The following is a 25,965-nucleotide window of genomic DNA, read 5'->3' on the forward strand; positions in this document are numbered from 1 at the left end:
TCTTTCCATATCACCGCTAGTGATAACAGGGGTGGTTGCCATGGTGAACTTCATATTCGGGATCCATAACCATCAGCCTCTCGGTAACTTTGGCTGGGTCTTGGAGAGCGCCTACGAGCGCTCTTACCGGCCGTTTATGGAGATACTCGAAGAATACCCGAACATGAAGGTCGCGGTTCACATAAGCGGTCCCCTCCTTGAGTGGCTGGATGAAAACCGGCCGGAGTACATTGATCTTCTCCGTTCCCTTGTGAGGAAGGGACAGCTTGAGATAGTGGTTGCGGGCTTTTACGAACCCGTTCTGGCGGCGATTCCGAAGGAGGACAGGATAGAGCAGATTAAGCTTCTCAAGGACTTCGCCAAAAAGCTCGGCTACGACTCAAAGGGTGCCTGGCTGACCGAGCGCGTCTGGCAGCCCGAACTCGTCAAGAGCCTCCGCCAGGCGGGCATAGAGTACGTGATCGTTGACGATTACCACTTCATGAGTGCCGGGCTGAGTAAGGAGGAGCTCTTCTGGCCGTACTACACCGAGGATGGAGGGGAGGTTATAGCGGTCTTTCCCATAGACGAGAAGCTGCGTTACCTCATTCCCTTCCGTCCCGTTAAGAAAACGATAGAATACCTCCACTCCCTGGAGGATGGCGATGAGAGCAAGGTTGCCGTTTTCCACGACGACGGTGAGAAGTTCGGTGTCTGGCCAGGAACCCATGAGTGGGTGTATGAAAAGGGCTGGCTCAGGGAGTTCTTCGACCGGATTTCGAGTGATGAAGGAATACACCTGACCCTCTACTCGGAGTATCTTTCCAGATTTAAACCGAGGGGCATAGTCTACCTTCCGATAGCTTCCTACTTCGAGATGAGCGAGTGGTCTCTGCCGGCAGCGCAGGCAAAGCTCTTCGTTGAGTTCGTCGAGACGCTTAAGGAGCAGGGCCAGTTCGAGCGCTACCGCGTTTTCGTCAGAGGTGGCATCTGGAAGAACTTCTTCCTCAAGTACCCGGAGAGCAACTACATGCACAAGCGTATGCTCATGGTGAGCAAGCTCGTCCGCAATAACCCCGAAGCGAGGCACTTCCTATTCAGAGCTCAGTGCAACGACGCCTACTGGCACGGTGTCTTTGGAGGCGTCTACCTCCCCCACCTCCGCAGGGCGATATGGGAGAACCTCATAAAGGCGAATAGCCACGTAAAGATTGGAACCTTCGTTAGGGATATAGACTTCGACGGACGGGATGAGGTCTTTCTGGAGAATGAAAGTTTTTACGCGGTGTTTAAACCCTCCTATGGTGGAGCGCTCTTCGAACTCAGCTCGAAGAAAAAGGCGGTAAACTACAACGACGTTCTCGCGAGGCGCTGGGAGCACTACCACGAGGTTCCCGAGGCGGCCACTCCAGAGGAGGAAGACGGGGATGGCGTAGCGAGCATACACGAGGTCGGCAGGAAAATCCCGGACGAGATAAGACGTGAACTTGCCTACGACGACCACCTGAGGGCCATCCTGCAGGACCACTTCCTCGACCCGGAGACGGCACTCGAGGAGTATCGCCTCAACAGGCACATCGAGCTCGGGGACTTCGTGACGGGTGCCTATGACTACAGCCTTTTTGAGGGCGGCGTCACCCTCGAGAGGGACGGCACCGTCTCCGGAAGGCCGGCGAAGGTGGAGAAGACCTTCCGCCTGGCAGAGGATGGCTTCGTCGTTGATTACACCGTGGGGAGTGAGACCAAAGCCCTCTTCGGCGTTGAGCTTAACCTGGCCGTCCACAGCGTCATGGAACAGCCGGAAGAGTTCGAGGCCGACAAGTTCGAGGTGAACGACCCGTATGGCATCGGAAAGGTAGGGATAGAGCTCGACAAAAAGGCAAAGGTCTGGAAGTACCCGGTAAAGACCCTCAGCCAGAGCGAAGCCGGCTGGGACTTCATCCAGCAGGGCGTAAGCTATACCCTGCTGTTCCCGGTGGATGGGGAGCTGAGGTTTAGGATCAGGTTCAGGGAGCTTTGAGCCCCTGATTTTATCTTTTCCTTATTCTGAAATCCAGCGGCTCTTCAAGGTGCCAGAACCTGCAGAACGAGCATATATCTCCGCTCGAAGGCATTCCACAGACTTTGCACTCTCTCAGCTCCGTTTCCTGGAGTTCGGCTTCGAAGAGCTTCTTCTTTCTTAGGTAACCTTTAACGAAGTTGATTTTCGTTCCCGGTCTCTTCTCCTCCATCTCGTTCAGGATTTCCTTGTACTCTATGGTCGTTGCCCCAACCGCGTGAGGACATTCCTCGATGTGGTACTCTATGTCGTTGGCGAGGGCGTAGGCGACTACCTCCCTCTCGGTCAGCTCGTAGAGGGGCTTAATCTTCTTCACCAGCTTCCCGTTGAACTCGCTAGGCGTCACAGGCCCCTGCTTGGCGAGGTACTGGGTGTTCCAGTGCATTAGGTTGGCGAAGATGAAGCTGGCCTCGTCGTCCAAGTTGTGCCCGGTTGCTATTGCATCAAAGCCGTTGTCGTATGCGAACTTGTTGAAGATGTACCTCTTCGTCAGCCCGCAGTAGGAGCAGGTCGGTCTTCTCGTCCTCACCTCGCCGATGCCCTTTCCTAGGAGCTCCTTAACCCTGACGATGTGGAGGGGAACTCCCAAAGCCTCGCACTGCTTTTTGGCGTACTCCTCGCTCTTCTCGGAGTACTCGCCTATTCCCAGGTTTATGTGGAGGCACTCGATGTCGTAGCCGAGCTTCTTGAGGACGTGAGCGGTGACAGCCGAGTCCTTTCCTCCGCTCACAACAACCAGAATCCTCTCGCCGGGTTTTATCAGCTTGTAGCGCTCTATGGTCCGCTTTACCTTCCTCTCGAAGTACTCCGTGAAGTGCTCGGGACAGAGGTACATCCTCGGGTAGTGGAGCTTGATGAAGGCCGGCTTCTCGCAGAACTTGCATTTCATCGGCATCTTGGTCACCGGGTTAAAGCGGGGAAATTTGTTATATTAATTTAACCTTGCAGGCTCCGTCTACACGGGTTCCAGGCTCGCCCCCTCTTCCTCCCCGGGTGATTTGACTATCACGGTCTTTCCTTCATCGCCGATCCTTATTACGCGTGTGAAGGCCTCCTCCAGGAGTGCCACGTATCTTTTATCCGCGAGGTCGGTGTTTACGAAGTAGAAAGCCTTCTTGTTGGAATTTCCTATGAAGGCCACACTAAGGTTGGTGAGACTCACCACGAAGCGGGGGTTGTTGTTCTGGAGTGGAATGAGCCTCTCCGGGTTCATGATTATGGCGATCGTCCCGGGGTTTTTGGAGTAGTAATCCCTAAGCCACTTGGAGAGCCTGCTCAGAAAGATGCCTGGGTCTTTGTAGGGATCGACCTCAAAGAGCACCTCTCCCCATTCGGACATTCCTCCGGCTTTTATTCTCTTTGTGTGCTGGGGAACTGTGAACCCGGCCAGCCTAAGCCATCGGATGGCAGACATTGTTGAGTCCAGGATGTCTATCAGGAGCACCTTCTCCCAGCCGTGAACGCTTCCTATCGCGTGGAACAGCCTTGGATATGGAGACAGCGAAGTGTGCTCTATGAGAACGGTTTCACCCGGTCCAATCCTGCTCAGATACTCAGAGAATCTCATATCCTACCCCTCCGGGGGATTTTAGGAGCCTCGCGTTTCGTCCCTCCACCTCGACCACGTAGTCGGAATCCTGCTCAAGTCCTTTTCTGAGGTAGTCCGACGCTATATCCGTGTTCAGGAAAAGAAAGCTTGTCCTCCCCTCGACCGGAAGGTAGAGTCTTGTTATCTTTTCGAAATATCTTTCGAGCTTTGGGGGATCCGACATGAACGTGAAGGAGAACCGCTCCATTCCAAGGACGATGGTGTGGTTCCGGCTCTCCAGGGGGACCTCCTTGGCGAACTTGGCGTAGATGGCTAGGTGGTGGTCGAAATCATCTACAACGTCCACGTTCCCCACAACGTTTCCGACCTTGACCGTTCCCTTCTCCTTTATCACGGGGACGTTTTCTATGGGGAGCTCAATGCCCTGAAACCGCAGGTTTTGAATAAAAACGTGAAGGGCATCGCCTATGTCAACTATCAGGGGGATTATTCCAAGGTTCATCCATTCCATGAATATCTTCGCCATGGCTCTCTCGGGATGATCCGTCGAGGAGTACTCAACGAGCACTATGCCTTCCTTTATCCTTGGAAGCTGGCTCAACAGGCCCGTCATGGTATCGTCTCAAGTCTAACCTATTGCACTTCAACTAAATATACTTTTGCCAATGCCAAGAGAGTGAGAAGGTTTGATGTTTTTATGGTTTGAGATCCTCAATCTTTGCCTTCCAGTTGCCAGGTTTTCTGAATTCTTTCTCCGTATAGAGGCCCTCCTTTTTGAGTATTCCCCTCGCCGCGAGCAGACCTGTGGCGGCAGCGTTCACGATGTCTCTGCTCAGGCCAGCGCCGTCACCGGCGGCGAAGATGCTCTCAATGCTTGTCTCTAAGTCCTCGTTCACCTCAACTTTCATGGCGTAGTACTTGATCTCGGGCGCGTAGAGCAGGGTGTGGTCGCTCGCAACGCCTGGCAGAACCCGGTCGAGCTTTTCCAAACCCTCCAGGATGTTGGTGACAACGCGATGCGGTAAAGCCATCGCTATGTCTCCCGGAGTAACGTGCTTTAGCGTCGGTTCTACATCGCTTCTCCTTATCCTGGCCCAAGTGCTCCTCCTTCCGCGCCTCAGGTCGCCGAGCCTCTGGAGTATGGGCTTTCCGCCACCTATCGTCGTCGCCAGCTGGGCTATGCTCCTGCCGTAGGCGGTGGTGTCTTCAACCGGCTCGGTCAGCTCTATCCTCGTGAGGAATGCGAAGTTCGTGTTGTTGCTCTTCTTCTCGTGCATCGAGTGCCCGTTCACTCCAACGTAACCGTCGTAACGCTCTTCAACGACGAAGCCATTGGGGTTCGTGCAGAATGTTCTCACGAAGTCGTCGTAGGTGTTCGTGTATATGTGGAACTTGGGGTCGTGGTTTATGCTCGTTATCGGATCCATGATTATCGCCGGCACTTCAACGCGAACGCCGACGTCAATCGGCCCGTGCCTGGCCTTTAGGCCTATCCTCCGGGCGACCTCGTGGAACCAGTCGGCCCCGCCGCGGCCGGGTGAAACTATCGTGTACCTAGTTTTTATCTCGAAAATGTCCTTTCTGCGCTTTACTTTCACCCAGCCCTTCCCAAACTCCAGAGCCTTGGTCCAGAGGAGGAACTCAACGCCTTTGCTCTCAAGGTACTTCTTCATGTCCGCTATGACTTCGGGCGTCCTGTCGGAGCCGATGTGGCGCTGGATTATAGGTATGAACTTAACGCCGGCTTGGGCCGCTTTCTGCTCCCAGTACCTGACTTCCTCCGGGTTACCCTTGAAGAGGTTCCTCGGCGCTTTGTGGTTCAGGAATATCTGGTCAACTTCCCACACGAGCTGCCAGGCGTAGTTTTCATCTCCCGTTAGCTCGCTCAGGTCGCCGCCTATGTCCGGGCGGAGGTTTATCGTGCCATCGCTTAAGCCCCCTGCACCTCCCACGCCGCTCATGATGTGACAGGGCTGGCAGCCTATGCAGTAGCCCAGATCGTACATCGGGCAGATTCTCTGCTCGATGTCCCCGCCCTCGTCAACTATTAGAACCTTAAAATCGCTCTTTTCGACCAGTTCATAGGCCGCAAAAAGACCCGCCGGGCCGGCTCCGATAATTACGACGTCGTAGGTCTTTCCGCTTCCGTTTCCAGAAACCATATTTCCCTTGTCGATGTTTATGGGCAATGCCTTAAAAACTTTTTGGCAAGTTTTTGGTTAATATGACCTGTTTATGCGCATTTATTTAACATAATTTTGATTACTATTTTCCCGAAACCTTTAAACAGAATTGGGCAGTAAAATCCTTAGTGGGAGCATGATGAGTGGCAAATCGAAGAGCGCAAAGGCAAAGAAGATAAAGATAATCCACAGCAAGCGTAGAATGCTCCAGTTGAAGCGAAAGGAGGAGATGAGCCACAACATCCGCTACATCTCGAAGGTTCCGGTCAGGATAGTCATGGACAGAGAATTCCTCACCCTGCATCCAGAGGACTCTATATCGAAGCTGGTGCAGAACCTCAGGGATGAGGAAAGCTCCGCCGTCGTCGTTGATGATGAGGGCCGGCTCATGGGATTTATCACGATGAAGGATCTCCTCCACTTCTTCGAGCCGCCGCGGAGGTACTCGATAGTCGGAATAGGTCTTCTCAAGAAGTACTCGATAAGCCATGCCTCGCGCGTTGGGGACATAATGGTGAGAAAGCCCATAACCATTCACGTTGGGGATGACCTTGGACGGGCGATAAAGATAATGATCGAGACGGGAAAGCACCATCTCCCTGTTATTGACGAGAACCGCCACGTTCACGGCGTTCTGGAGGTCAAGGACATAATAAGGCTCATCCGCATAGTCTCGGCCTGAGTTGCTCAAAACTAACGCGGGATGATAATCATGGACGTCTTCCTGGAGCTGGCGCTGATACTCATAGTTGCGAAGCTGTTCGGCTACCTTACCCTTCGCCTCGGCTTTCCAGCGGCCCTCGGCCAGCTCATCGGCGGGATTATCATAGGCCCTTCCCTGCTTGGCATTGTAACGTACGATGAGGGAGTTAAACTCGTTGCCGAGCTTGGAGTCGTCATGCTGCTCTTTCTGGCTGGCTTGGAGACCGATATCGACGAGTTCAAGAACGTTGGTATCTCGGCCTTCATAGTTGCCGTTCTCGGCGTCATGATACCGTTCATTCTTGGCTACATTGGCGCTTTAGCCTGGGGCTACTCCGACATCCAGGCTCTCTTCCTCGGTGGAATTTTAACAGCCACCAGCGTTGGATTGACGACCAGTATACTCATGGAGATGAAGAAGCTGAGGAGCCGCGTGGGAACGACGATTTTAGCTGCTGCCGTAGTTGACGACGTCCTTGGCATAATAATCCTAACGGTTCTCGTGGCGATGAACACCAAAGGGAGTGTCTACCCTGTGGATGTCCTCATAATCCTCGGCGAGGTCACGCTGTTCTTTCTCCTCGGCCTCCTCCTCGGCAGTCCAGCGGTGAAAGAAGCCCTCCGTGCATCGGAGAGGATAAACCTGCCTGAGACTATAACGGCCTTCGCAATAGCCATAATGCTGATCTTCGCCTACATAGCCGAACAGTTTCAGCTGGCAGGCATAACCGGCGCTTATCTGGCGGGCCTCCTTATAGCGGGAAGTGCCGAGGCCAGGGAGGTTACGAGCAAGACCCTGACCATCGGATACTCCCTCTTCATTCCCGTTTTCCTCGTCAGCATAGGTGTTGAGACGGACATCCACGTTTTGGCTCATATAGGGGCGTTCGCCGGGCTCTATGCGTTTCTGGCTATATTCGGAAAGATAGTTGGCTGTGGCATTGGTGGGTTGCTGACCAAGTTCAAAGGCAGGGAAGCCCTGCAGATCGGTGTGGGAATGGTCCCTAGGATGGAGGTCGCGCTCATCATGGCAAACATTGCCCTCCGCGAGGGCGTCTTCGACAGGGGGACGTTTTCAATACCCGTCAGCATGGTGATAATCACAACACTCGTGACACCCTTCTTCCTCAAATGGGCGTTTTCGAGGGAGTGATATGGAGATACTACTCCTGATGGCCCTGATGCTTGCAACGGCGAAGCTGGTCGGGTACATATTCGAGCGCATCGGCCAGCCCGTGGTTCTCGGCCAGATATTTGGGGGTCTCATCATAGGAATATTCTTTGACACCAACCCGATCATCGGGCAGTTCGCCAACCTTGGTGTCCTGCTCCTCCTCTTCATAGCCGGTTTGGAGAGCGAGCTGGAGGAGTTCAAACGTGTCGGCCGTCAGAGCGTGATAGTGGCGGGCATTGGAGTTCTGATGGCTTTCGTCTTCGGCTTTTCAGTTGCCTACTTTTTCGTCCCCCTTCACGAGGCCGTCCTCTACGGCGCCATGATGACCCCCACGAGCGTCAGCATAACGGTGAAGGTTCTCATGGAGCTGAGGAGGCTGAACACCCGGGAGGGGACGACGATTTTAGCTGCTGCCGTAGTTGACGACATTCTTGGAATCCTCATCTTAACCGTGGCCATCTCGATGATAAAGGGGGGTGCGGTAAACTACGCGAGCCTCGCGGAGGTTCTTATTTCCGTTTCCTTCCTTCTCTTTTTCTTCCTGTACTTTGGGCCGAGCCTTGCGGACAGGGCATTCAAGCTGATCTCCCGCATTGACCTCCCGGAGGCGGAGACGGCATTCGCCCTCGTCTTTCTGATAGCCTTCGCCTACCTCGCCGAACACCTGAACCTAGCGTCAATCCTCGGAGCCTACCTGACCGGCCTCGCCCTCGGCCAGAGCACCAAAAAGAAGGGCATAATGGATCATATGAACGTCATCGGTTACTCGCTCTTTATACCGCTCTTCTTCGTCGAGGTGGGAATGAGGATCGAGCTGGGTTACATACTTCACGCCGGCCTCTTCGCGGTTCTTTACACCGTGGCGGCGATAACGAGCAAAATCCTCGGATGCGGCGCCGGAGCCAGGATGGCAGGCTTCGACTGGAACTCCTCCCTCAAGATTGGTGTTGGAATGGTACCCCGCCTGGGTGTGGAGCTTGCCATGCTCGCCGTCGCGATGGCCAGTGGAATAATAGGGCCGGACGCGCTCACCGTAGCAATCCTCATGGTCTTCGTGACGACCGTAATAACGCCGCCGCTCCTTAAGTGGCTTTACTCACGGTAGCTCAGCCAACCGGAGTGGTCATCACACCTCAGCCAGTGCCGGTGTCGTCATCGCTATGCACACTTTGGGGCATAGCTTTATAAAACCCTCACCGCAGTGGCGAACATGAGCGAGTGGCTTTCAATACTCAGTTCGGCGCTCTTCATGCTCATCATGATAGACCCGAGCGACAAGATACTCCTGGTCAGCCTCCTCCGCGAGGATTTCCACATAGAGGACATAAGGACCCTCATCGTGAGGGCGAACCTCATAGGCTTTCTTCTCCTGTTCATCTTCGCGGTTTCCGGGCAGATAATCCTTCAGCAGATTTTTCACATAGACATCAACGCCCTCCGTGTGGCGGGTGGCTTCGTGCTCTTCAAAATCGGTTTAGAAGCCCTCGAAAGCGGTGGAATGCTAACACTCAAAAGGGAGAAGAACATACTGGCGTTGGCCGCGGTTCCTGTTGCGACACCGCTGATAGCCGGTCCGGCGGCGATAACCACCGCCATAACCCTCACTGCCGAGAGAGGCCTCTACCACGCCACAGCCGCGATATTCATCGCCATACTGCTGACGGCCCTTGTGATGTTCGTCACGCTGTACGTCATCAAGAACGTGAGCAAGACCACGCTGGGTGTTTTCATCAGGATAATAGGTATGTTCACGATGGCAATCGGAGCGCAGATGATGGTGCAGGGCGTCGTTGGAATATACCTGCTCATGACGTCTGCTGGATAAACGTCAAAAACTCCTGGGCTAAACTTTTAACCCCTTCCTCTTTTCTCTTCAAAAGGAGGGTTGAAGATGAAAGTTAGGCTTGAAAAGGTTAAGGGAACGCGAGACTTGCTCCCGGAGGAGATGGCCAAGAGGAGATGGGTGTTTGAGAGAATACGCGAGGTCTTCGAACGCTATAACTTTCATGAGGTTCTCACACCGACCTTTGAATACACCACGCTCTTCCAGCTCAGGAGCGGCGAGGAAGTGGTGGAACAGCTCTACGCCTTCGACGACAAGGGCGGCAGAAACCTCTCTTTAAGGCCCGATATGACGTCGAGCGTGGCTCGTCTCTACGTCAACTCCTTCCAGAACGCGCCTAAGCCAATAAAGTGGTACTACATGGCCAACATGTTCCGCTATGAGGAGCCCCAAAGCGGCCGCTATAGGGAGTTCTGGCAGGCGGGAGTTGAGCTCCTCGGGAGCGACAAGGTGGAGGCCGATGCTGAAGTGATAGCCCTTTTCGTGGAGAGCTACCTCGCAACGGGCCTTGAAGATTTCACCGTCAACATAGGGGATAGGGTTCTCCTCGACGAGTTCGCCAAGATGCTCGGCGTTGAGGACGATGTGGGTTTAATGAGGCTCATAGACAAGAAGGACAAGATGAGCAGGGAGGACTTCATAGGTGCCCTGAAAGAGTTTGGGTTGAATGAAGAAGGCGTTGAGAAGGTCCTCTCGCTGATCGAGATCAAGGGCAAACCCGACGAGGTTCTACCAAAGGCGGAGGAGCTCTTCACGGGCGATGAGGCAAAGGCAGAAATCAGAAGGCTCTACGAGCTTGTTGACCTCCTCGATGCATACGGCGTTAAGGAGAGAATCCTCATAGACCTCGGCATAGCGAGGGGCTTTGACTACTACACTAGCATAGTCTTCGAGGCCATAGCTCCCAATGACCTCGGCATAGGCTCGATAGGTGGTGGAGGCCGCTATGATAACCTCATTGAGGTCTTTGGTGGAAAGCCGACTCCAGCAACGGGCTTTGCCATAGGTATAGAGCGTCTCATCCCGATCCTTGAGTGGAAGGGTCTCATTCCGGAGCCAAGGCTCAGACCCGAGGTCTACGTGGTTCCGATCGGAAGGGAGCCGGAGCTTAGGAAGGCCGCCATCGGGATAGTCTCTTCCCTCAGAAGGGCAGGAGTTAAGGCCGACGTCGAGCTGACCGGAAGGAAGCTGAGGAAGGCGCTTGACTACGCGGGGAGACTGGGCGTCCCCTACGTCGTCCTCGTTGGGAAGAGGGACTTGGCTGAGGGCAAAGTAACAATAAGGGACATGGAGAGCGGCGAGCAGAGGGCGGTGGAAAAGGAACGGGTCGTAGAGGTTATCAGGAGAATGCTGGGCGGTTAGCTACTTTTTCACCTTCACCCGGAACTCCCGGGCTTTTCTTTTCATCCGCCACTCCTCGATTTTCCTCACGAAGGGGCACCTTGAACGCCACTTCAGATAGACCCTTCTCAACCTTTCAGGCATTTGATTTCACCTCCTCAAAGTACCCGATGAGGTCTCTGGCTAGTTCCTCAGACACGACCATAACGCTGACCTCATGGTTCCAGTCAAGGGCGCTTTCGCTCCAGTTGTGACTTCCTATGAAGACGAGTCTTCCATCCACAATGACGACCTTGGCGTGGAGGGTTGTGGAGGGCGAGTCGAAGGATACATCAACCCCGTTTTCCTTCAGATAGCGGTAGGCCTCTTCGTTCACGTCCAGACCATCTTCAAGGAGAACGTAAACCCGGACTCCCCTCTTTCTCGCCCGCACAAGTGCCTTTATCAGGTCGTTGGCGTGGTCGTGGCTGTCCTCTGGATCGTACTTCATTAGGAAAACCATCACATAAACGCTCTCCTCAGCACCATCTATTGCCGAAATCAGGCTTCTGTAGTAGTTCCCGTCCTCCAGCAGGAGAACTTTCGGCCCTTCTTCCTGGTCGATACTGGTTGAGGTGGTAGTTCTCGTCACAGTTTTTGGTTTTGAGGCGCATTCCTCATATCTGGATTCCAGCTCCTGAAATCTCTCCGCGGTCAGGTTAAGGGCGTTTTTGATGAGCTGAAGCTCGGTTCTGCATCTCGTGAGGTTGTTTTCCAGTTCCCTGTTTACTTGATTTTCAGCGGTCACTACTTTCGTGAAAGTCTCGGTTTCTGTCTTTGTTGCGGTGATGGTGTAAGTCATCGTTTTAGTGGTGCCGTTGCCCAGACAGCCAGCTGAGAGTAGTACAAAGACCATGAGGAGCGGAATAATGAGCCGCTTCATGTTCCCCACAAAGAGAAAAGAGGGAAAGGATTCTTAAAAAATTTAATGCCAGGTCACCGTTCTCCGGGCAACCTTCCCGGCCAGTGCGTCCTTCAAGGCCCTCTCCATAATCTCAAGGCCCTTCTCGGCAAGCTCCTCTCTTATCACCAGAGGCGGCGTTATCCTGATAACGTTCCCGAACATCCCGTAGCTCGGCAGGATCAGGCCGAGCTCAAAGGCGCGCCAGCATACCTTTCCCGTCAGCTCCGGGTCAGGCTTTCCGTCCGGCTTGACCACCTCAACCCCAATCATCAGTCCCTTTCCGCGGACATCCCCTATGACCTCATACTCTTCCTTCATCTCCATCAGGCGCTTCCTTATGAATTCCCCAACCCTCAGGGCGTTTTCAAGGAGGTTCTCCTCCTCTATTATCCTCAGCGTCGCGTAGGCAGCCGCGGAAACCACCGGGTTCGCTGCCGGTGTGAGGAGCGCCGAGCCGCTCGTCAGGTCTTCCATGAGTTCCTTCCTTCCGATGACTCCACTCAGTCCCATACCGCTGGCGACGCCCTTGCCGAACGCCAGGAGATCCGGCTCAACGTTAAACCACTCGCTCGCGAACCATTTCCCGGTTCTTCCGATTCCGGTCTGCACCTCATCCATGGCGAGCAGGATGCCATACTCGTCGAGGAGCTTTTTTAGCTCGACGAAGAAGTTCTCCGGCGGAACAACTATTCCGGCATCGCCCTGTATCGGTTCGGCAATTAAGAGGGCGGTTTCATCGGGCGGAACCACATGGGCGAAAACGTAGCCCTCAAGGTAGTCGAGAAAGCGGTTTATCAGCTCGTCCGGTTCTTCGTAGCCGTTTATCCCCCAGACGTTTCGGTAGGGGTTTGGATAAGGTACCCAGACGACGTTGGGAATTAACGGTGACAGTCCGCGCTTCTGGGAGCTCTGGAAGGCCGCTATGGATGTAGCGCCGTAGGTCTGGCCGTGATAGGCGCCGATGAACGCTATCATCCAGGGCCTTCTCGTGGCGAACCTCGCCACCTGCATGGTTAAATCCATTGCGTCGCTCCCGCTCATACCGAAGAGTATCAGCGGCTCATCCAGAGGGGCCTTTTCCGCGAGTATCTCGGCTACCTCTATGGCCCTCTTGCTGTATGTGTAGCCTATCATCGAGTGCTGTATCTTCTCCACCTGCTCCTGAACTTCCTTTACAAGCATTGGATGCGCGTAGCCTGTTGAAGCTGCCGCCGCTCCCGCCAAGAAGTCTATGAAGACGTTACCGTCAACGTCCTCTACCAGCGCCCCGTAGCCCCTCTCCGGGACGACGGGAAATAGCTTGACGCCAAGACCTGGCGAGATAACCCTTTTCTCCCTCTCGATGAGTTCCCTGGCCTTTGGTCCGGGGGGATTAACAACGATTTTTGGATACTCAGAAGTCATTTTCATCGCCTCAAAGAGCTAAAAAGTTGAAAAAACGAAAGGTTACGGGTTGGCCGCGACAAACTCGTCCGTCTTCTTCTTGACGTACCAGGAGAGAACGAGCAGGCCTATCAGGTTCGGTATTGCCATGAGTCCGTTCATCATGTCCGAGAAGTTCCAGACGGTTTCCAGCTTGGTCACTGAACCCACGTAGATGAAGACGACGAAGAGCAGGTTGTAGACCAGGTGGAGCTTCGGATAGAGTTTGGCAAACTTCTCCGGGTCCTGCTCGAGCCACTTGGCGAGGTACATGACGTTCTGCCTGCCGTAGAAGGACCAGGCGAGTATCGTCGAGTACGCGAAGAGGACGATGCCTATTGCCACCATTATCTCGCCCGCATGACCGAAGGCAGCCGCAAATGCCGCCTGGGTGAGCGGTGCACCGTTGAGCTCGGGGTTGAGGTAGGCCTGAGTAACGACTATTGAGACACCGGTGAGGGTACAGATGATCAGTGTGTCGATGAACGGACCGAGCATGGCAACGTGGGCCTGCCTTGAGGGGTGGTCTGTCTTAGCGGCCGCGTGCGCAAGGGTAGCCGTACCGAGACCGGCCTCGTTGGAGAACAGTCCCCTCTTGACACCCCAGAGGATGACCTGGCCAATCGCACCTCCCGCGACAGCCTTTCCGGTGAAGGCGTCTTTGACGATGAGTGCTATCGCACTCGGTAGCTTTCCTGCGAACTTGATCCAGACGCCTATGGCGAAGAGGAAATATATTATCGCCATGAAGGGCACGAGCATCTCCGCGACTTCACCGATCCTCTTGATACCTCCTATGACGACTATGAACGTCAGGATCGCGAGGACCAGGCCAGTGACCCACATCGGGACGTTGAACGCCGTTTTCAGGGCGTCAGCGACCGAGTTGGACTGGGTCATGTTGCCTATTCCGAAGGCCGCTATGGAGGCGAAGAGTGCGAAGAGTATTGCCAGCACCTTTCCGAGCGTCGGGTAGGCGTCGTCCTTGAGCAGGAACAGGCCGAGGATACCGAAGAGTATGGCAACGATGATGGCCCCTATCTGAGTCGCGCCGCCCAGCTTTGTTGCATCGTAGCCGACGAAGAGTGCGAACAGCAGGGTAAATATCGAAGCTATGTACTTGCCGGTCTTGGGTATGTTCTCCATGGCAAAGCCCTTTTCCAGGAAGTTGAAGGTTCCTCCTATCATGGTTCCGTCTGGAAGGGTGTCCCTGAAGGCAACTCCGAGGAGTCCCTCAGAGTACCTCGTGGCCATTCCCACCAGCGCTGTTATCCACATCCAGAACAGGGCTCCGGGGCCACCGAAATGGATTGCCGTTGCGACACCGGCTATGTTTCCGATACCGACTGTTCCTGAGATGGTTGCCATCAGTGCCTGGAACGGGGTGATATCTCCCTTACCGGTCTTTTTCCTGCCCTCAAAGAGGGTGAAGCGGATGGACCAGCCCAGGCGCCTGAACTGTATAACCTTCAGAAACGCTGTCAGGAGAATGCCGGTGCCCAGCAGCAACACTATCATGGGTATGCCCCAGACTTCCCCATCGAGCCAGTTTATAAAGTCCACGATGGCGCTCATTTTCAACACCTCTCAAGCCAAACATGGGGTTTGATGACCTTCTGCCGCGTATGCTGCACATAACGTTACTGGCCAGTACATCTATGTGCTTTTATCCTTTTAAAGTTTGACTTTGAGGTTAATAAAAGAAAACTGTTTCATTTTTGAAAAACTTTCGCAGGCAAAGGCTTATGAGCAGGGACGCGCTATTATTAGGGGATGATGAGTCTGGAGCCCCCTGAGCAGTGATGATGTTTCGCGGGGCTGACCGGAATGATAAGGGAGCACCTTTGTAAGGACTACATCGAGGAGATTGAAAGGCTCGAACGCTCCATCAGGGAGCTTGAGGAAGAGATAATAGAACTCCGCATGCAGCTCAACCTGAAGGTGGACGAGGCAAATCGCCTGGCAATAGAGAACGCGAGCTTAAGGCATAAGCTGGAGTTGATGGAAAAACGCGAGAAGTTACTCGCGGAGTTTCTTCGAAAGCTGAAGGTTCCAGTGGTACACATCGACGAGGAGCAGTTTGAGGATATTGAGGTTGATCTAACTCCCGATTCGAAGGAGTGAGGAAAACCTTAATTAGTCCTATCCACGTTTCTATTTCAGTTCAAAGAGGTGAGGCTCATGAGCATGGACATGACGACCAGGATGTTTAAGGAGGAAGGATGGATAAGGAAGCAGTGCCCCAAGTGCGGCAAGTTCTTCTGGACGCTCGACCCGGACAGGGAGACCTGCGGAGACCCGCCGTGCGACGAATATCAGTTCATCGGAAAGCCCGGCATACCCAAGAAGTACACCCTTGAGGAGATGCGCGAGAAGTTCCTGAGCTTCTTCGAGAAGCACGGGCACGGAAGGGTAAAGCGCTACCCCGTTCTGCCGAGATGGCGCGATGATGTGCTCCTCGTTGGGGCTTCGATCATGGACTTTCAGCCGTGGGTCATCAGCGGCGAGGCCGATCCGCCGGCCAACCCCCTCACGATAAGCCAGCCCTCAATAAGGTTCACCGACATAGATAACGTCGGAATAACCGGCAGGCACTTCACGATATTCGAGATGATGGCGCACCACGCCTTCAACTACCCTGACAAGCCGATTTACTGGATGGACGAGACTGTTGAACTCGCCTTCGAGTTCTTCACCAAGGAGCTGGGAATGAAGGCTGAGGATATAACCTTCAAGGAGAACCCCTGGGCCGGTGGAGGAAATGCCGGACCGGCCTTTGAAGTCCTCTACCGCGGTCTTGAGGTGGCAACGCTCGTCTTCATGCAGTACAAGAAGGCCCCTGAGAACGCTCCAGCCGACCAGGTCGTCGAGATAAAGGGCGACTACTATGTCCCGATGGAGACGAGGGTGGTTGACACCGGCTACGGCCTTGAGCGCCTGGTGTGGATGAGCCAGGGGACGCCGACTGCCTACGATGCCGTTCTTGCCTATGTCGTTGAGCCGCTCAAGAAGCTCGCTGGAGTTGAGAGGATAGACGAGAGAATTCTGATGGAGAACTCCCGTTTGGCAGGAATGTTCGACATAGAGGATATGGGCGACCTCAAGGTTCTCCGCCGGGAAGTGGCCGAGCGCGTCGGCATAAGCGTCGAGGAGCTTGAAAGGGCAGTAAGGCCCTACGAGCTCATCTATGCCATAGCCGACCACACGAAGGCTTTGACCTTCATGCTCGCCGACGGTGTAATCCCCTCCAACGTTAAAGCCGGCTATCTGGCTAGGCTTCTTATAAGGAAGAGCATAAGGCACCTCCGCGAGCTTGGGCTTGAGACACCGCTCGCTGAGATCGTCGCCATGCACATAAAGGAGCTCTCCCCGACCTTCCCGGAGTTCAAGGAGATGGAGGATGTAATCCTCGATATAGTCAACGTCGAGGAGAAGCGCTACCAGGAAACCCTCAAGCGCGGAAGCGACCTCGTGAAGAGAGAGGTTGCAAAGCTCAAAAAGGCCGGAAAGACCGAGATACCCCTCGAAAAGCTAATCCTGTTCTACGAGAGCCATGGCTTAACGCCGGAGATAGTCGCGGAAGTCGCCAAGAGGGAGGGGGTTAAGGTCCACATCCCTGACAACTTCTACACGCTGGTTGCGAAGGACGCCGAGAAGACGGCCAGAGAAGAGGCCGCCAAATACGTCGTTGACTTCGAGCTGGTCAAAGATTTGCCCGACACGAGGACGCTCTACTACGAAGACCCCTTCATGAGGGAGTTCGATGCGGAAGTTCTTAAGGTCATAGAGGACTGGGTCGTTTTGAACCAGACTGCCTTCTATCCGGAGGGCGGTGGTCAGCCATCCGACCTCGGTGAGCTGGGCGGAGTGAAGGTTCTGGACGTCCAGAAGGTCGGAAAGGTAATCCTCCACAGGGTGGAGAGGCCCGAGGCCTTCAGAGAGGGCATGACCGTCCACGGGAAGATCGACTGGGAGAGGAGAATCCAGCACATGCGCCACCACACGGGGACCCACGTTCTCATGGGGGCTCTAGTTAGGGTCCTAGGCAAGCACGTCTGGCAGGCCGGAAGCCAGCTCTCAACCGATTGGGCCAGGTTAGATATTTCCCACTACAAGCGCATAACCGAGGAAGAGCTCAGAGAAATCGAGCGCCTCGCGAACCGCGTCGTCATGGAGAACAGGAAGGTAACCTGGGAGTGGCTTCCAAGGACCGAGGCCGAGATGAAGTACGGCTTCCGCCTCTACCAGGGTGGAGTTGTCCCAGGAAGGGTAATCCGCGTCCTCAACATCGAGGACTGGGACGTCCAGGCCTGCGGTGGAACGCACCTGCCGAACACAGGTCTTATAGGCCCGATTAAGATTCTCAGGACGGAGCGCATACAGGACGGCGTCGAGAGGATAATCTTCGCGGCAGGTGAAGCCGCAATCAACTGGATGCAGGAGACGGAGAGGATACTTAAGAGGACGAGCGAGGTCTTCCGCGTTCCTCCGGAGAAGGTGCCCGAAACAGCGGAAAGGTTCTTCAACGAGTGGAAGCAGGCTAGGAAAGAGGTGGAGAAACTCAGAAAGGAGTTGGCCAAGCTTTTAGTCTACGAGCTTGAGGGCAAAGCTGAGAAGATTGGGGAGATAGAGTTCATCGGAGCCGTCGTTGAGGGTGCGATGGACGACCTCCGCGAGGCCGCCAACAGGCTCAGGAAGGAGAAGAGGGTTATAGCCCTCATCAGCGGGGAGGGCCACTTCGTCGTTGCAGTAGGAGATGGCCTGGACGTAAGGGCCGGCGAGCTGGCGAAGGTGATAACGAGCGTCGCCGGCGGTGGCGGTGGCGGAAGGAAGGAGCTCGCCCAGGGCAGAATCAGGAACCCGCTGAAGGCGGAAGAGGCTATAGCCGAGGTAAGAAAGCACCTCGGCTGATTCAAAACTTTTTGGGTGGTTGAAATCAGAGTGAAGGCCCTAACCAAGGAAGCGACTGAGATAGCCAGAGGAAGGGGGTTAACGGCGGTTCCCGAGTATCGAACAGCCGACGGCACTAGAATCGACCTGGCGATACTGAACGATGGAAAGAAACTGCTCGCAATCGAGTTCGAGAACTCTTACAAGTGGATCCGCCAGAGGCTCCTATACAACATTGTTAAAGCCTCCAGAGCCGGCTTCTCGGAGCTCTGGGTTGTGTATCCGTTTCAGGCCCCCCAATTAGGCTGGATAAACGAGTACGCCATGGAGCTTGGCGTTGAGTTAAGAATCCTCGGGCCGGAGGAGTTCAGGGAAAAGATACGGGGCATCAGAGCCCAGTAGGCTCGTCTATGAAGAAAACTTCGATCCCAAACTTTTCTTTCACGACCTCCATGAGCGCTTTAACCCCGAGTGTCTCGGTCTTGTAGTGGCCGGCAACGAGGACGCTCTGCGGCAGGTCGATGGCCGTTAGATAATCCGCGTGGGTGAACTCGCCCGTTACGAGCAGGTCGATGTCCTTTCTGTGGGCTTCTTCCAAAGCGAAGGCCCCTGCCCCACTTATTGCCCCAACGGTTTTAATTTTACGCTTCCCGAACTCGTAGGTCTTGACGGTGGTGTCGAGCTTCTCCGCTATTACCTGTGCCACCTTTTCTATTGGCTGTTCTTTCTCAAACTCGCCGTAGAAGCCTATGCTCAGGCCTCTGTAGTCCCCAAAGGGTCCCATTGGCTCTATACCGAGGAGCCTTAAAAGCTCAACGTTGTTGCCAACCTCGGGATGGGCATCGAGGGGCAAATGGGCAGCGTAGAGGTTTATTCCGCCCTCCATAAGGGCCTTCAAACGCCTGTAGTGTATTCCGGTGATGTATCCAAGGCCGCCCCATATCATACCGTGGTGGACTATCAGCATGTCGGCTTTTCCTTTAACGGCCCGCTCTATGGTTCTAAGCGTCGTATCGACGGCAAAAGCTATTCTCTCAACTTCCTCCTTTCCCTCCACCTGGAGGCCGTTGCTCGACTTGTCTGGGTAAGCCTGAACGTTGAGGTATTCGTCGAGGAAGGCAACGAGCTCGTCACGGTTCATTTTCTCACCTCTATTCACCTGGTGAATTATTCACTAACTGAATATGTCCAGCAAACCCTTTTAAAACCGAGCCTCAACTCCAGCCGAGAGGTGTTGAGATGGGTGAGGATGAGTTTAGGAAGGCCGTTGAGGAGCTCGCGAGGGCCGTTATGAACGGCGAGATAAAGGGCCGTGAGGAGCTCAACAGGTACAAGATAGCCGTATCCAGGAAGTATCATCTCTCGAAGATTCCCGGTAACTCGGACATCCTCAAGGCCATCCCCGAGGAAAGAAGGGAAGAGTTCAGGGAACTGCTCAAAAGAAAGCCGACGAGAACGATAAGCGGCGTGGCAGTCGTAGCTATGATGACCAAGCCCTTCCCGTGCCCACACGGGCGCTGCATATACTGCCCCGGCGGGCCGAGCGTTGGCTCTCCGCAGAGCTACACGGGAAGGGAGCCTTCAGCTTTAAGGGCCGTCCAGAGCGCGTATCATCCATACATCATCATGATGCGCAGGTTGAAGCAGCTCACCGACATAGGGCACGACGTCGACAAGGTCGAGGTCATCATCCAGGGAGGTACTTTTCCAGCGGTTGATCTCGACTACCAGGAGTGGTTCGTCAAGTGTGCCTTCAAAGCGATGAACGACTTCCCGCACTTTAGGGATATAGAAAACCTCGATGAGAAGCTCGTCAGGCTAATTGTTAAGGGAGATGAGTCCGTCTTTGACGAGGACCCGAAGTTTAAGGAAGCATGGGAGAAAACCCACTCAAAGCCCTACTACTACCTCGAAGACGAGCAGAGGAAGAACGAGAGGGCTAAGGTCAGGATGGTCGGCCTGACCATTGAAACCCGCCCGGACTGGGCCTTTGAGAGGCAAATAGACAGAATGCTCCGCCTCGGAACCACGAGGGTCGAGCTCGGCGTCCAGACGGTATTCAACTTCATCCACGAGCGGACTAAGAGGGGGCACGGCGTTGAGGAAATCGTTAAGGCCACGCAACTCCTTCGCGATGCCGGCCTTAAAATAAACTACCACATAATGCCGGGCCTTCCGGGGAGCAACTTCGAGCGCGACCTTTACACTTTTCAGGCTATCTTTGAGGACGCTCGCTTCCGTCCGGACATGCTGAAGATATACCCCACGCTCGTTACGGCAGATGCACCGCTCTATCGCTGGTGGAAGGAGGGTAAATATCGTCCTTACCGCACGGAAGAAGCCGTTGAGCTTCTGGTTGAGGCATACAAGCTCTTTCCCAAGTGGGTCCGCGTGATGAGAATCCAGCGCGATATTCCAGTTCAGCTCATCGTTGACGGCGTCAAGCACTCCAATTTGGGTCAGTTAGTCTTCAACGAGCTGGTTAAGAGGGGCATAAGACCGAGGGAGATTCGCTTTAGGGAAGTCGGCCACATGATGGAGAAGTTCGGGGTTCAGCCCGAAATCGAGCACATCAAACTGCTCCGTGAGGACTATGAAGCGGCTGGAGGTAAAGAGATATTCCTCAGCTTTGAGGACGTCAAAAACGACATCCTCATCGGCTTCCTCCGCCTCAGAATTCCGAGTGAAAAGGCCCACCGGAGGGAGATAAACTGCTGTCCCTCAGCCATAGTCAGGGAGCTCCACGTTTACGGCCCGCTCGTGCCGATAGGTGGAAAGCCTAAGTACGAGTGGCAGCACAGGGGATATGGAAGGGAGCTTTTGAGCGAGGCCGAGAGGATAGCTCGCGAGGAGTTCGACGTCAGGAAGATGCTCGTCATCAGCGGTGTCGGCGTCAGGAACTACTACCGGAAATTCGGCTACCGGAAGAACGGGCCCTACGTGGCGAAGAGGCTCGATAGGGGCTACGCTGACTTCGAAATCCGCGGGCACTTCGACGGGCACCTGAACACCTGAAAGGTGGTTTGTACCTCCTTGACCTCAGTTTATTTTTATCACCCAGTTCTGAGGAAAAAACCTTTTCTTGCTAGTAAAACTTTTAAGCACTGGTGAACAAGTATGGACTGAGGTGAAGCACAGTGGCCCTGAAGAAAAAGCTATCCTATGAGACAAGTTTCAGAGTCAAGGTTCTCATACTGGCGCTCATTTTTGGAATCGCCATATTCATGATAGTGTACTACCCCCTGCTGAGCCATCAGACCAACCCCTGGGGAGTTGCCGCCCCAAAGGGACAGATCGTTCTTGCCCAGAACTTCACCATTAGAGGGGTTAACTACACCAACGCCGTTCCGGCAACGTCCGGGAACAACCTGCTTGTGCTCAGGGGCAACGATGACGCCGGAGATACGCTGACCATGAAGGTGACCACCTCTGGCTGGTGCATTGACCTCTGGATCTGGGGCGGCTCATCGAAGGGCTGGCAGCTGAAGTACGACTGTGCCAGGGAGGTTCAGCTGAGCCAGTATGCATTCAAGAGGCTTCCGACACACGAGGCAAACGAAATACTCTATTGGTACCTGGAGCCGGGATACGTCCTCGTGTTCCACAAAGACGGGGAAGTGGAGAACTACGAGCTGGTCAATTTTACGGTCACCTACGGTGAGGGAACGGATTGGGGGGCATTTAAGGTGTCCCTTGGAAAGTCATGAGGTGGTTCCATGAGGATATCCTACGAAACGGAGTTTCGGCTTAAGGTTCTTCTCATAGTTCTTATCTTTGGTATCCTGATTTTCAGGATAATCTACTACCCCATCCTCACCCACAAGACCGTTCCATACGGCGTCGCCGCGCCGAAGGGCCAGATAGTCCTCCTTGAGAACATCACGCTCGGCAACTACACCTGGGAGAACGCGGTCGACATGCAGAAACATCTGATACTCAAGGGGGGAGAGGACTACGGCAATTCCGTTCTTTTGGAGATTCAAACCCCCGGCTGGTGTGCTGATGTCGCCTTCTGGGATGGAGAGAAATTCATCGTGAGCGAGAAGTGCAGGAGAAGGCTGGCCATCTCTAAATATTTCTTCGTGATAACCAGTGCCATGTACTGGTACGTTGAGCCAGGATATCACCTGATCTTCTACAAACCCGATGGAAAACCCGAGAGGTACGAGCTTGTCAACTTCACCGTGACCTACGGCGAAAAAACAGACTGGGGAGCATTCAAAGTCGCCTATGGAAAAAGTTAGATAAAAAGAGTGGGAGGATTATCCTCCGATCTCCGCCTCTTTTTTCATTGACCTCGCGCCGAGCGATATGATTACGAAGCTGGCACCAGCAACTATAAGCTCGACGGCGATAAAGATGCCTATGACCCAGGGGCTCCACTCGGGCCAGTTGGCGAGTATCATCCCTCCAATGAAGAAGTCTATGACGCCCGAGAACATCACTAGCCCGCCGTTCTGGACCTTGAATCCCATGAGTATCTTGAGGATACCGAAGATGAAAAAGGCCCCGCCGAGTATGAACGTCAGTACCCTTGCCGACATCAGCGGCTCCTCTATCATTGTAACGCCAACGGCGAGATAGAGAACCGCCAGCAACAGCTGGAATACCCTCGTCCCTCCGGTTTCATCGCGGCCGAAGAGTCCCGCGAATATGAGCATTATGCCTCCGACTATCAGGAAGACGCCGAAGACGGCTATGCTGGCGAGCGTTAAGAAGGGGAGCATCCCCAAACCAACGACACCGAGAACGGTGAGCACTATACCGAGGATCAGGTACCAGGGCCAGTGGGCCATCAGGCTGGCCATCTGCTCCTTGGCCATCTCCTCCCTGTACTCTTCAGGGGTCATCGCTTCATTTTCCCTGACCCCGGAAGGCTCTTTAACTTCGTCCATGGTATTACCTCCAAAACGCTTTTTTGCAAATGGAGTCTCTACTTCGAACCCATAAAAACCTTCCGTCGAATAGTTTTCGGAAATATTCCGATGCATTTTTAACCAGATTCCTGAATTGAATTCCATGAGGTTCGAACCGAAGCCTTTCACGGAGCCGGTGTCCTTCAGGTGTGAGTTCTGCCTTGACTGTTGCAGGGGGAGGCACGTCTATCTGACGCTGAAGGACATCGAGAGGATAGCGAAGAAGGGTCACGACCCCCAGGAGTTCGTGACGTTCTCGGTTGAGGGAAATAAGATACGCTTCGTTTTGGCTGTAAGGGAGTGGGACCTTGGCTGCGTCTTCCACGACCCTGAAACCGGAAAGTGCCGGATTCACGAGGTCAACCCGGTAATCTGCAGGATTTACCCCTTCATGGTTTCGCGAAAGCCCCTCGGGGTCGAGGGAGAAAGGCCGTTCCAGTACAAGGGTCAAGAGCTGTGGCTCTACTACGATGAAAGCTGTCCGGGGATAAATGCGGAGGAACCGGAAACGACGATAACGCCGGAGGAAATAGCGAAGCTCGGCCTCGAATTCGAGAGGGAACTAGAAAGAACCGACATGGAGGGCTTTGCGAGGCTCATTGATCGGCTCGAAAAGTAGATATACCCCCGTGAGTATTGTTTACCCATGAGGAACTGGAGGCTCACGTTGCTCCTCGCTCCGTTCATCGTTCAATTGGCCATCAATCTGATTTTCTACGGCTTTCCGGCCGTAATGTTCTCGGGGATAGTCCCGGAGTCCATCTATCCAAAAATTGCCTGGAGCCTGCCCGTTCTCATCATCATATACTTCCTCCTGGGGATGGCGGCCCTCTACTACATGGGAATCTCGCCAAGGCCGAAAAGGGGCAGGCTACTCGGCTCGGCGTACTTCGCCCTCGGTGCTCTCGGCTCAGCCTGGGGGATACCGCAAACCCTCGCGGGCATGGAAACTCCCCTTTTAGCGATAGCCTTCGGCATCTGGTTTGTATCGTCCATTGGGGGAATCCTCTCCCTCTGGTTGCTGGAGGAGAAGGTCCCCGATGCTGTTGCCGCCGTGATAATCGCTTTCTTAGGTATCTCGGCCTTCATCAGTGCCGCAATGGCCCAGTGGGTGGTCACCGACTACTACATCCACGTCCACACGAACGGGGGGATGGAAAACGCCACGGTTGTCGTGGAACACCCAATTGAGGTACCTCCCCCGAACCTCACGAACTCAAGCTGAGCTAAGCCTTTTAAGGAATGCCCAAGAGTCCCAACAGGTGGGTTCATGGAGGGTGAGCTGAGGTATAGGCGTGCCTCGTCTTGGGAGTACGATTTGATCCTCCGCGAGGCCGAGAAGTATGGCGGGCTGAAGCACCACTTCTTCGCGGTAGTTGAGGGCCGCTTTAGGGACGTTTATGCCGTTAACGAGAGGGTGTGGGCCGAGATTGAGGGTCTAAACATCAAACCCTACGCCTACGGAACCTTCGTCGGCACTATAAAGGTGGACAGAAACCTGGTCGAGAAGTTCTACCCCAACGTGGAGTTCTTCTACTTTGTTGATGTGGGTAAGAACTACGCGGTTCTCAGTCCAAAGGCGGGCTTTCTCTTCACCACCGGTAAGGACGTGCCGAGGAGCGGCGTGAGGAAATACAGCTGGCAGGGGACGAAGAAGCTCGTTATCTACGATGAAAACGGAACTCTGCTCGGCATAGGGCGGATAAATCCTGAGAGCAGGAGAAAGTTCATTCTGAACGTGACTGATGTGGGGGAGTTTATAAGGAGGAAGCGCTAGATTAGCCTGGCGGCATTCCGATAGACAGGATTGATGAAGGAGTAAAAGACTCTGTGGCCAATAGTTTCTCTTTTGAGCAGGAACAACCCCTCGGTTAGAACTTCAAGGAGGGAGCTTAGGGAGGGCTTTGAGATTCCGGTTGAAAGGAGTTCACTCCACGATTTTGGCCCCTCAGAGAGTTTTCTAACGACTTCCCGTGAAGCGGGTCCCCTGCCCTCAAGAATGTTCTCAAGTTCTCTTTTGGCCCTGTTCACGGCGGATGTTGAGACGATGGACAAAGCTTCGCTGTGGGATTCTCCGATGCATCTTCTGAAACCGTACTCGTTCAACCATCCGGGGAGCGTTCCGAGAGTGGATACTGTTTCATCTATCTCCACGGGTTCGTAATATGCCCCACAGTCCTTCAATCCTTTAATCAGGAACTCTTCCGCAGTTTTTCTCGCCCAGGGGAGGACTTTTATCTGGACAGGTGGTCGTCCGAACATGGGCTCTTCGTGATGGGCCTCAACCACTCTCTTAACAACCCCTGAGTAAGAGCCCGTAAAGACGATTCTGATGTCTGGTCTCTCGTTAAAAATAACCCAGAGAGCCCTTGTCATTCTGTCAAGTCTTCCCTTCACTTCCTGAATTTCATCCAGTATAACCACGGTATTTGGTGGCAATGCCATTATGGCGTCCTCGAAGCTCTCGCTGACGTGATGTTCGTTTGGCCTGTGCAGTTTTCCCGAGAAACCGAGACCCCCAAGGCCCGCCGGAACGAATACGCTGAACTCTGCATCGATGCTCCGTCTTTTGTCCCTTAGTTTGGAAACCGCGTTTAACAGGCGAACGGTTAGGTCATGAAAGCTTTTCGCAGTGGAGAGGTTAAGGTATATGACAGCGGTTCTCACGCTTTTTGAGTATTCAACGGCCGTCGCTATGGAGAGGCTCGTCTTTCCGACCATGCGTGGTCCAAGCACTACTCCCCATCCCGAGGCATGGAGAACCTTTAAAAGCTTCTCTGCTTCCCTCTTCCTGCCATGAAGCGTTCTTATGTCCGTTCTTGGATGAACGTTGAAGTAGTTCTTCACTCAACAACCCCCCTTAACCAGTTAGGGGGGGTTGTGCAATTAAAGTTTTCTCCGGTTGAAGATAAGAGCCAGAATGGGGCAAACTTTTCTAACCAAACGTAATCTTTTTAAGGCCTT

26 protein-coding genes are annotated in these 25,965 nt (G+C 54.0%); 15 read left to right on the plus strand and 11 right to left on the minus strand.

The genetic code is table 11. From position 1 onward, the window contains the following. Positions 1-40 precede the first annotated feature (40 nt). Positions 41-1,999 (plus strand): alpha-amylase/4-alpha-glucanotransferase domain-containing protein, encoded by a 1,959-nt coding sequence (locus E3E25_RS08940; RefSeq protein WP_167893160.1) that lies wholly within the window; start codon positions 41-43, stop codon positions 1,997-1,999. A 10-nt stretch (positions 2,000-2,009) separates the two neighbouring features. On the opposite strand, the gene E3E25_RS08945 is transcribed toward E3E25_RS08940, so the two are convergent. From E3E25_RS08945 to E3E25_RS08960, 4 genes are all read right to left on the minus strand, one after another. After that, positions 2,010-2,927: a TIGR00269 family protein gene (locus E3E25_RS08945; RefSeq protein WP_167893161.1), complete on the minus strand. Its 918-nt coding sequence runs from the start codon at positions 2,925-2,927 to the stop codon at positions 2,010-2,012. A gap of 66 nt (positions 2,928-2,993) precedes the next feature. Beyond that, positions 2,994-3,605, minus strand: coding sequence for a DUF257 family protein (locus E3E25_RS08950; RefSeq protein WP_167892941.1), 612 nt, complete (start codon positions 3,603-3,605; stop codon positions 2,994-2,996). Next, positions 3,592-4,200, minus strand: a complete 609-nt coding sequence (locus E3E25_RS08955; RefSeq protein WP_167892942.1) for a DUF257 family protein — start codon at positions 4,198-4,200, stop codon at positions 3,592-3,594. Before E3E25_RS08955 ends, E3E25_RS08950 begins: the two co-directional genes overlap by 14 nt. Before the next feature lie 82 nt (positions 4,201-4,282). Beyond that, entirely contained in the window at positions 4,283-5,749 is a 1,467-nt protein-coding gene (locus E3E25_RS08960) for an NAD(P)/FAD-dependent oxidoreductase (protein ID WP_167893162.1), read from the minus strand. Positions 5,750-5,906: 157 nt separating this feature from the next. Between E3E25_RS08960 and E3E25_RS08965 the strand changes: the two genes are divergently transcribed. The 5 genes from E3E25_RS08965 to hisS all read left to right on the plus strand — a co-directional run bounded on the left by E3E25_RS08965 (position 5,907) and on the right by hisS (position 10,851). Continuing rightward, positions 5,907-6,452 carry an HPP family protein gene (locus E3E25_RS08965; RefSeq protein WP_167892943.1) on the plus strand — a complete coding sequence of 182 codons (546 nt, stop codon included), beginning with the start codon at positions 5,907-5,909 and terminating at the stop codon, positions 6,450-6,452. 30 nt (positions 6,453-6,482) lie between these two features. Then, the gene (locus E3E25_RS08970) at positions 6,483-7,625 is read left to right on the plus strand and encodes a cation:proton antiporter (protein WP_167892944.1); all 1,143 of its coding nucleotides are present in this window, start codon (positions 6,483-6,485) and stop codon (positions 7,623-7,625) included. A 1-nt stretch (position 7,626) separates the two neighbouring features. Beyond that, a complete protein-coding gene (locus E3E25_RS08975; RefSeq protein ID WP_167892945.1) occupies positions 7,627-8,751 on the plus strand; it encodes a cation:proton antiporter in 1,125 nt (374 codons plus the stop codon). 105 nt (positions 8,752-8,856) lie between these two features. Further along, a complete protein-coding gene (locus E3E25_RS08980) occupies positions 8,857-9,471 on the plus strand; it encodes a MarC family protein (RefSeq protein ID WP_167892946.1) in 615 nt (204 codons plus the stop codon). 66 nt (positions 9,472-9,537) lie between these two features. Beyond that, on the plus strand, positions 9,538-10,851 hold the full coding sequence (hisS, locus tag E3E25_RS08985) for a histidine--tRNA ligase (protein WP_167893163.1): 1,314 nt from the start codon (positions 9,538-9,540) through the stop codon (positions 10,849-10,851). Here hisS and E3E25_RS11680 read toward each other — a convergent pair whose 3' ends face one another. The 4 genes from E3E25_RS11680 to E3E25_RS09000 are packed head-to-tail and all read right to left on the minus strand — an operon-like array spanning position 10,852 to position 14,770. Continuing rightward, positions 10,852-10,974, minus strand: a complete 123-nt coding sequence (locus E3E25_RS11680; protein ID WP_255496504.1) for a hypothetical protein — start codon at positions 10,972-10,974, stop codon at positions 10,852-10,854. It abuts the gene before it with no gap. After that, positions 10,967-11,752 (minus strand): phospholipase D-like domain-containing protein, encoded by a 786-nt coding sequence (locus tag E3E25_RS08990; RefSeq protein WP_167893164.1) that lies wholly within the window; start codon positions 11,750-11,752, stop codon positions 10,967-10,969. Before E3E25_RS08990 ends, E3E25_RS11680 begins: the two co-directional genes overlap by 8 nt. Positions 11,753-11,794: 42 nt before the next feature. Further along, a complete protein-coding gene (locus tag E3E25_RS08995) occupies positions 11,795-13,177 on the minus strand; it encodes an acetyl ornithine aminotransferase family protein (RefSeq protein ID WP_167893165.1) in 1,383 nt (460 codons plus the stop codon). Positions 13,178-13,219: 42 nt separating this feature from the next. Continuing rightward, positions 13,220-14,770: a sodium:alanine symporter family protein gene (locus E3E25_RS09000; protein WP_167892947.1), complete on the minus strand. Its 1,551-nt coding sequence runs from the start codon at positions 14,768-14,770 to the stop codon at positions 13,220-13,222. 252 nt (positions 14,771-15,022) lie between these two features. Here E3E25_RS09000 and E3E25_RS09005 point away from each other — a divergent pair, with 252 nt between their 5' ends. From E3E25_RS09005 to E3E25_RS09015, 3 genes are read left to right on the plus strand one after another with little or no spacing between them, the layout of a single operon-like run. After that, the gene (locus E3E25_RS09005) at positions 15,023-15,319 is read left to right on the plus strand and encodes a hypothetical protein (RefSeq protein ID WP_167892948.1); all 297 of its coding nucleotides are present in this window, start codon (positions 15,023-15,025) and stop codon (positions 15,317-15,319) included. A gap of 57 nt (positions 15,320-15,376) precedes the next feature. Then, positions 15,377-18,106, plus strand: coding sequence for an alanine--tRNA ligase (gene alaS, locus E3E25_RS09010; RefSeq protein ID WP_167892949.1), 2,730 nt, complete (start codon positions 15,377-15,379; stop codon positions 18,104-18,106). A 15-nt stretch (positions 18,107-18,121) separates the two neighbouring features. Next, entirely contained in the window at positions 18,122-18,487 is a 366-nt protein-coding gene (locus E3E25_RS09015) for a hypothetical protein (RefSeq protein ID WP_370456676.1), read from the plus strand. Here the strand turns inward: E3E25_RS09015 and E3E25_RS09020 are convergent. Next, positions 18,474-19,226: a Nif3-like dinuclear metal center hexameric protein gene (locus E3E25_RS09020; RefSeq protein ID WP_167892950.1), complete on the minus strand. Its 753-nt coding sequence runs from the start codon at positions 19,224-19,226 to the stop codon at positions 18,474-18,476. The genes E3E25_RS09015 and E3E25_RS09020 overlap by 14 nt on opposite strands. A 98-nt stretch (positions 19,227-19,324) precedes the next feature. Here E3E25_RS09020 and E3E25_RS09025 point away from each other — a divergent pair, with 98 nt between their 5' ends. The 3 genes from E3E25_RS09025 to E3E25_RS09035 all read left to right on the plus strand — a co-directional run bounded on the left by E3E25_RS09025 (position 19,325) and on the right by E3E25_RS09035 (position 22,329). Then, positions 19,325-21,100, plus strand: coding sequence for a tRNA uridine(34) 5-carboxymethylaminomethyl modification radical SAM/GNAT enzyme Elp3 (locus tag E3E25_RS09025; RefSeq protein ID WP_167892951.1), 1,776 nt, complete (start codon positions 19,325-19,327; stop codon positions 21,098-21,100). Between the two features lie 122 nt (positions 21,101-21,222). Continuing rightward, positions 21,223-21,792: a hypothetical protein gene (locus tag E3E25_RS09030; protein ID WP_370456677.1), complete on the plus strand. Its 570-nt coding sequence runs from the start codon at positions 21,223-21,225 to the stop codon at positions 21,790-21,792. A 9-nt stretch (positions 21,793-21,801) separates the two neighbouring features. After that, positions 21,802-22,329: a hypothetical protein gene (locus tag E3E25_RS09035; protein WP_167892952.1), complete on the plus strand. Its 528-nt coding sequence runs from the start codon at positions 21,802-21,804 to the stop codon at positions 22,327-22,329. A gap of 18 nt (positions 22,330-22,347) precedes the next feature. Here the strand turns inward: E3E25_RS09035 and E3E25_RS09040 are convergent, their stop codons facing one another. Then, positions 22,348-22,980, minus strand: a complete 633-nt coding sequence (locus E3E25_RS09040; RefSeq protein ID WP_167892953.1) for an HdeD family acid-resistance protein — start codon at positions 22,978-22,980, stop codon at positions 22,348-22,350. A gap of 124 nt (positions 22,981-23,104) precedes the next feature. On the opposite strand from E3E25_RS09040, the gene E3E25_RS09045 reads away from it, so the two are divergent. The 3 genes from E3E25_RS09045 to E3E25_RS09055 are packed head-to-tail and all read left to right on the plus strand — an operon-like array spanning position 23,105 to position 24,778. Next, positions 23,105-23,620: a YkgJ family cysteine cluster protein gene (locus tag E3E25_RS09045; protein ID WP_167892954.1), complete on the plus strand. Its 516-nt coding sequence runs from the start codon at positions 23,105-23,107 to the stop codon at positions 23,618-23,620. 27 nt (positions 23,621-23,647) lie between these two features. Further along, entirely contained in the window at positions 23,648-24,226 is a 579-nt protein-coding gene (locus E3E25_RS09050; protein WP_167892955.1) for a hypothetical protein, read from the plus strand. A gap of 45 nt (positions 24,227-24,271) precedes the next feature. Then, positions 24,272-24,778: a PUA domain-containing protein gene (locus E3E25_RS09055; protein WP_167892956.1), complete on the plus strand. Its 507-nt coding sequence runs from the start codon at positions 24,272-24,274 to the stop codon at positions 24,776-24,778. Here E3E25_RS09055 and E3E25_RS09060 read toward each other — a convergent pair. Beyond that, complete coding sequence (locus tag E3E25_RS09060) at positions 24,775-25,848, minus strand: ATP-binding protein (protein ID WP_167892957.1); 1,074 nt, start codon at positions 25,846-25,848, stop codon at positions 24,775-24,777. The genes E3E25_RS09055 and E3E25_RS09060 overlap by 4 nt on opposite strands. Positions 25,849-25,965: the final 117 nt, after the last annotated feature.

Source organism: Thermococcus sp. MAR1 (assembly GCF_012027305.1).
In the GTDB taxonomy this organism is placed as follows: Archaea; Methanobacteriota_B; Thermococci; order Thermococcales; family Thermococcaceae; genus Thermococcus.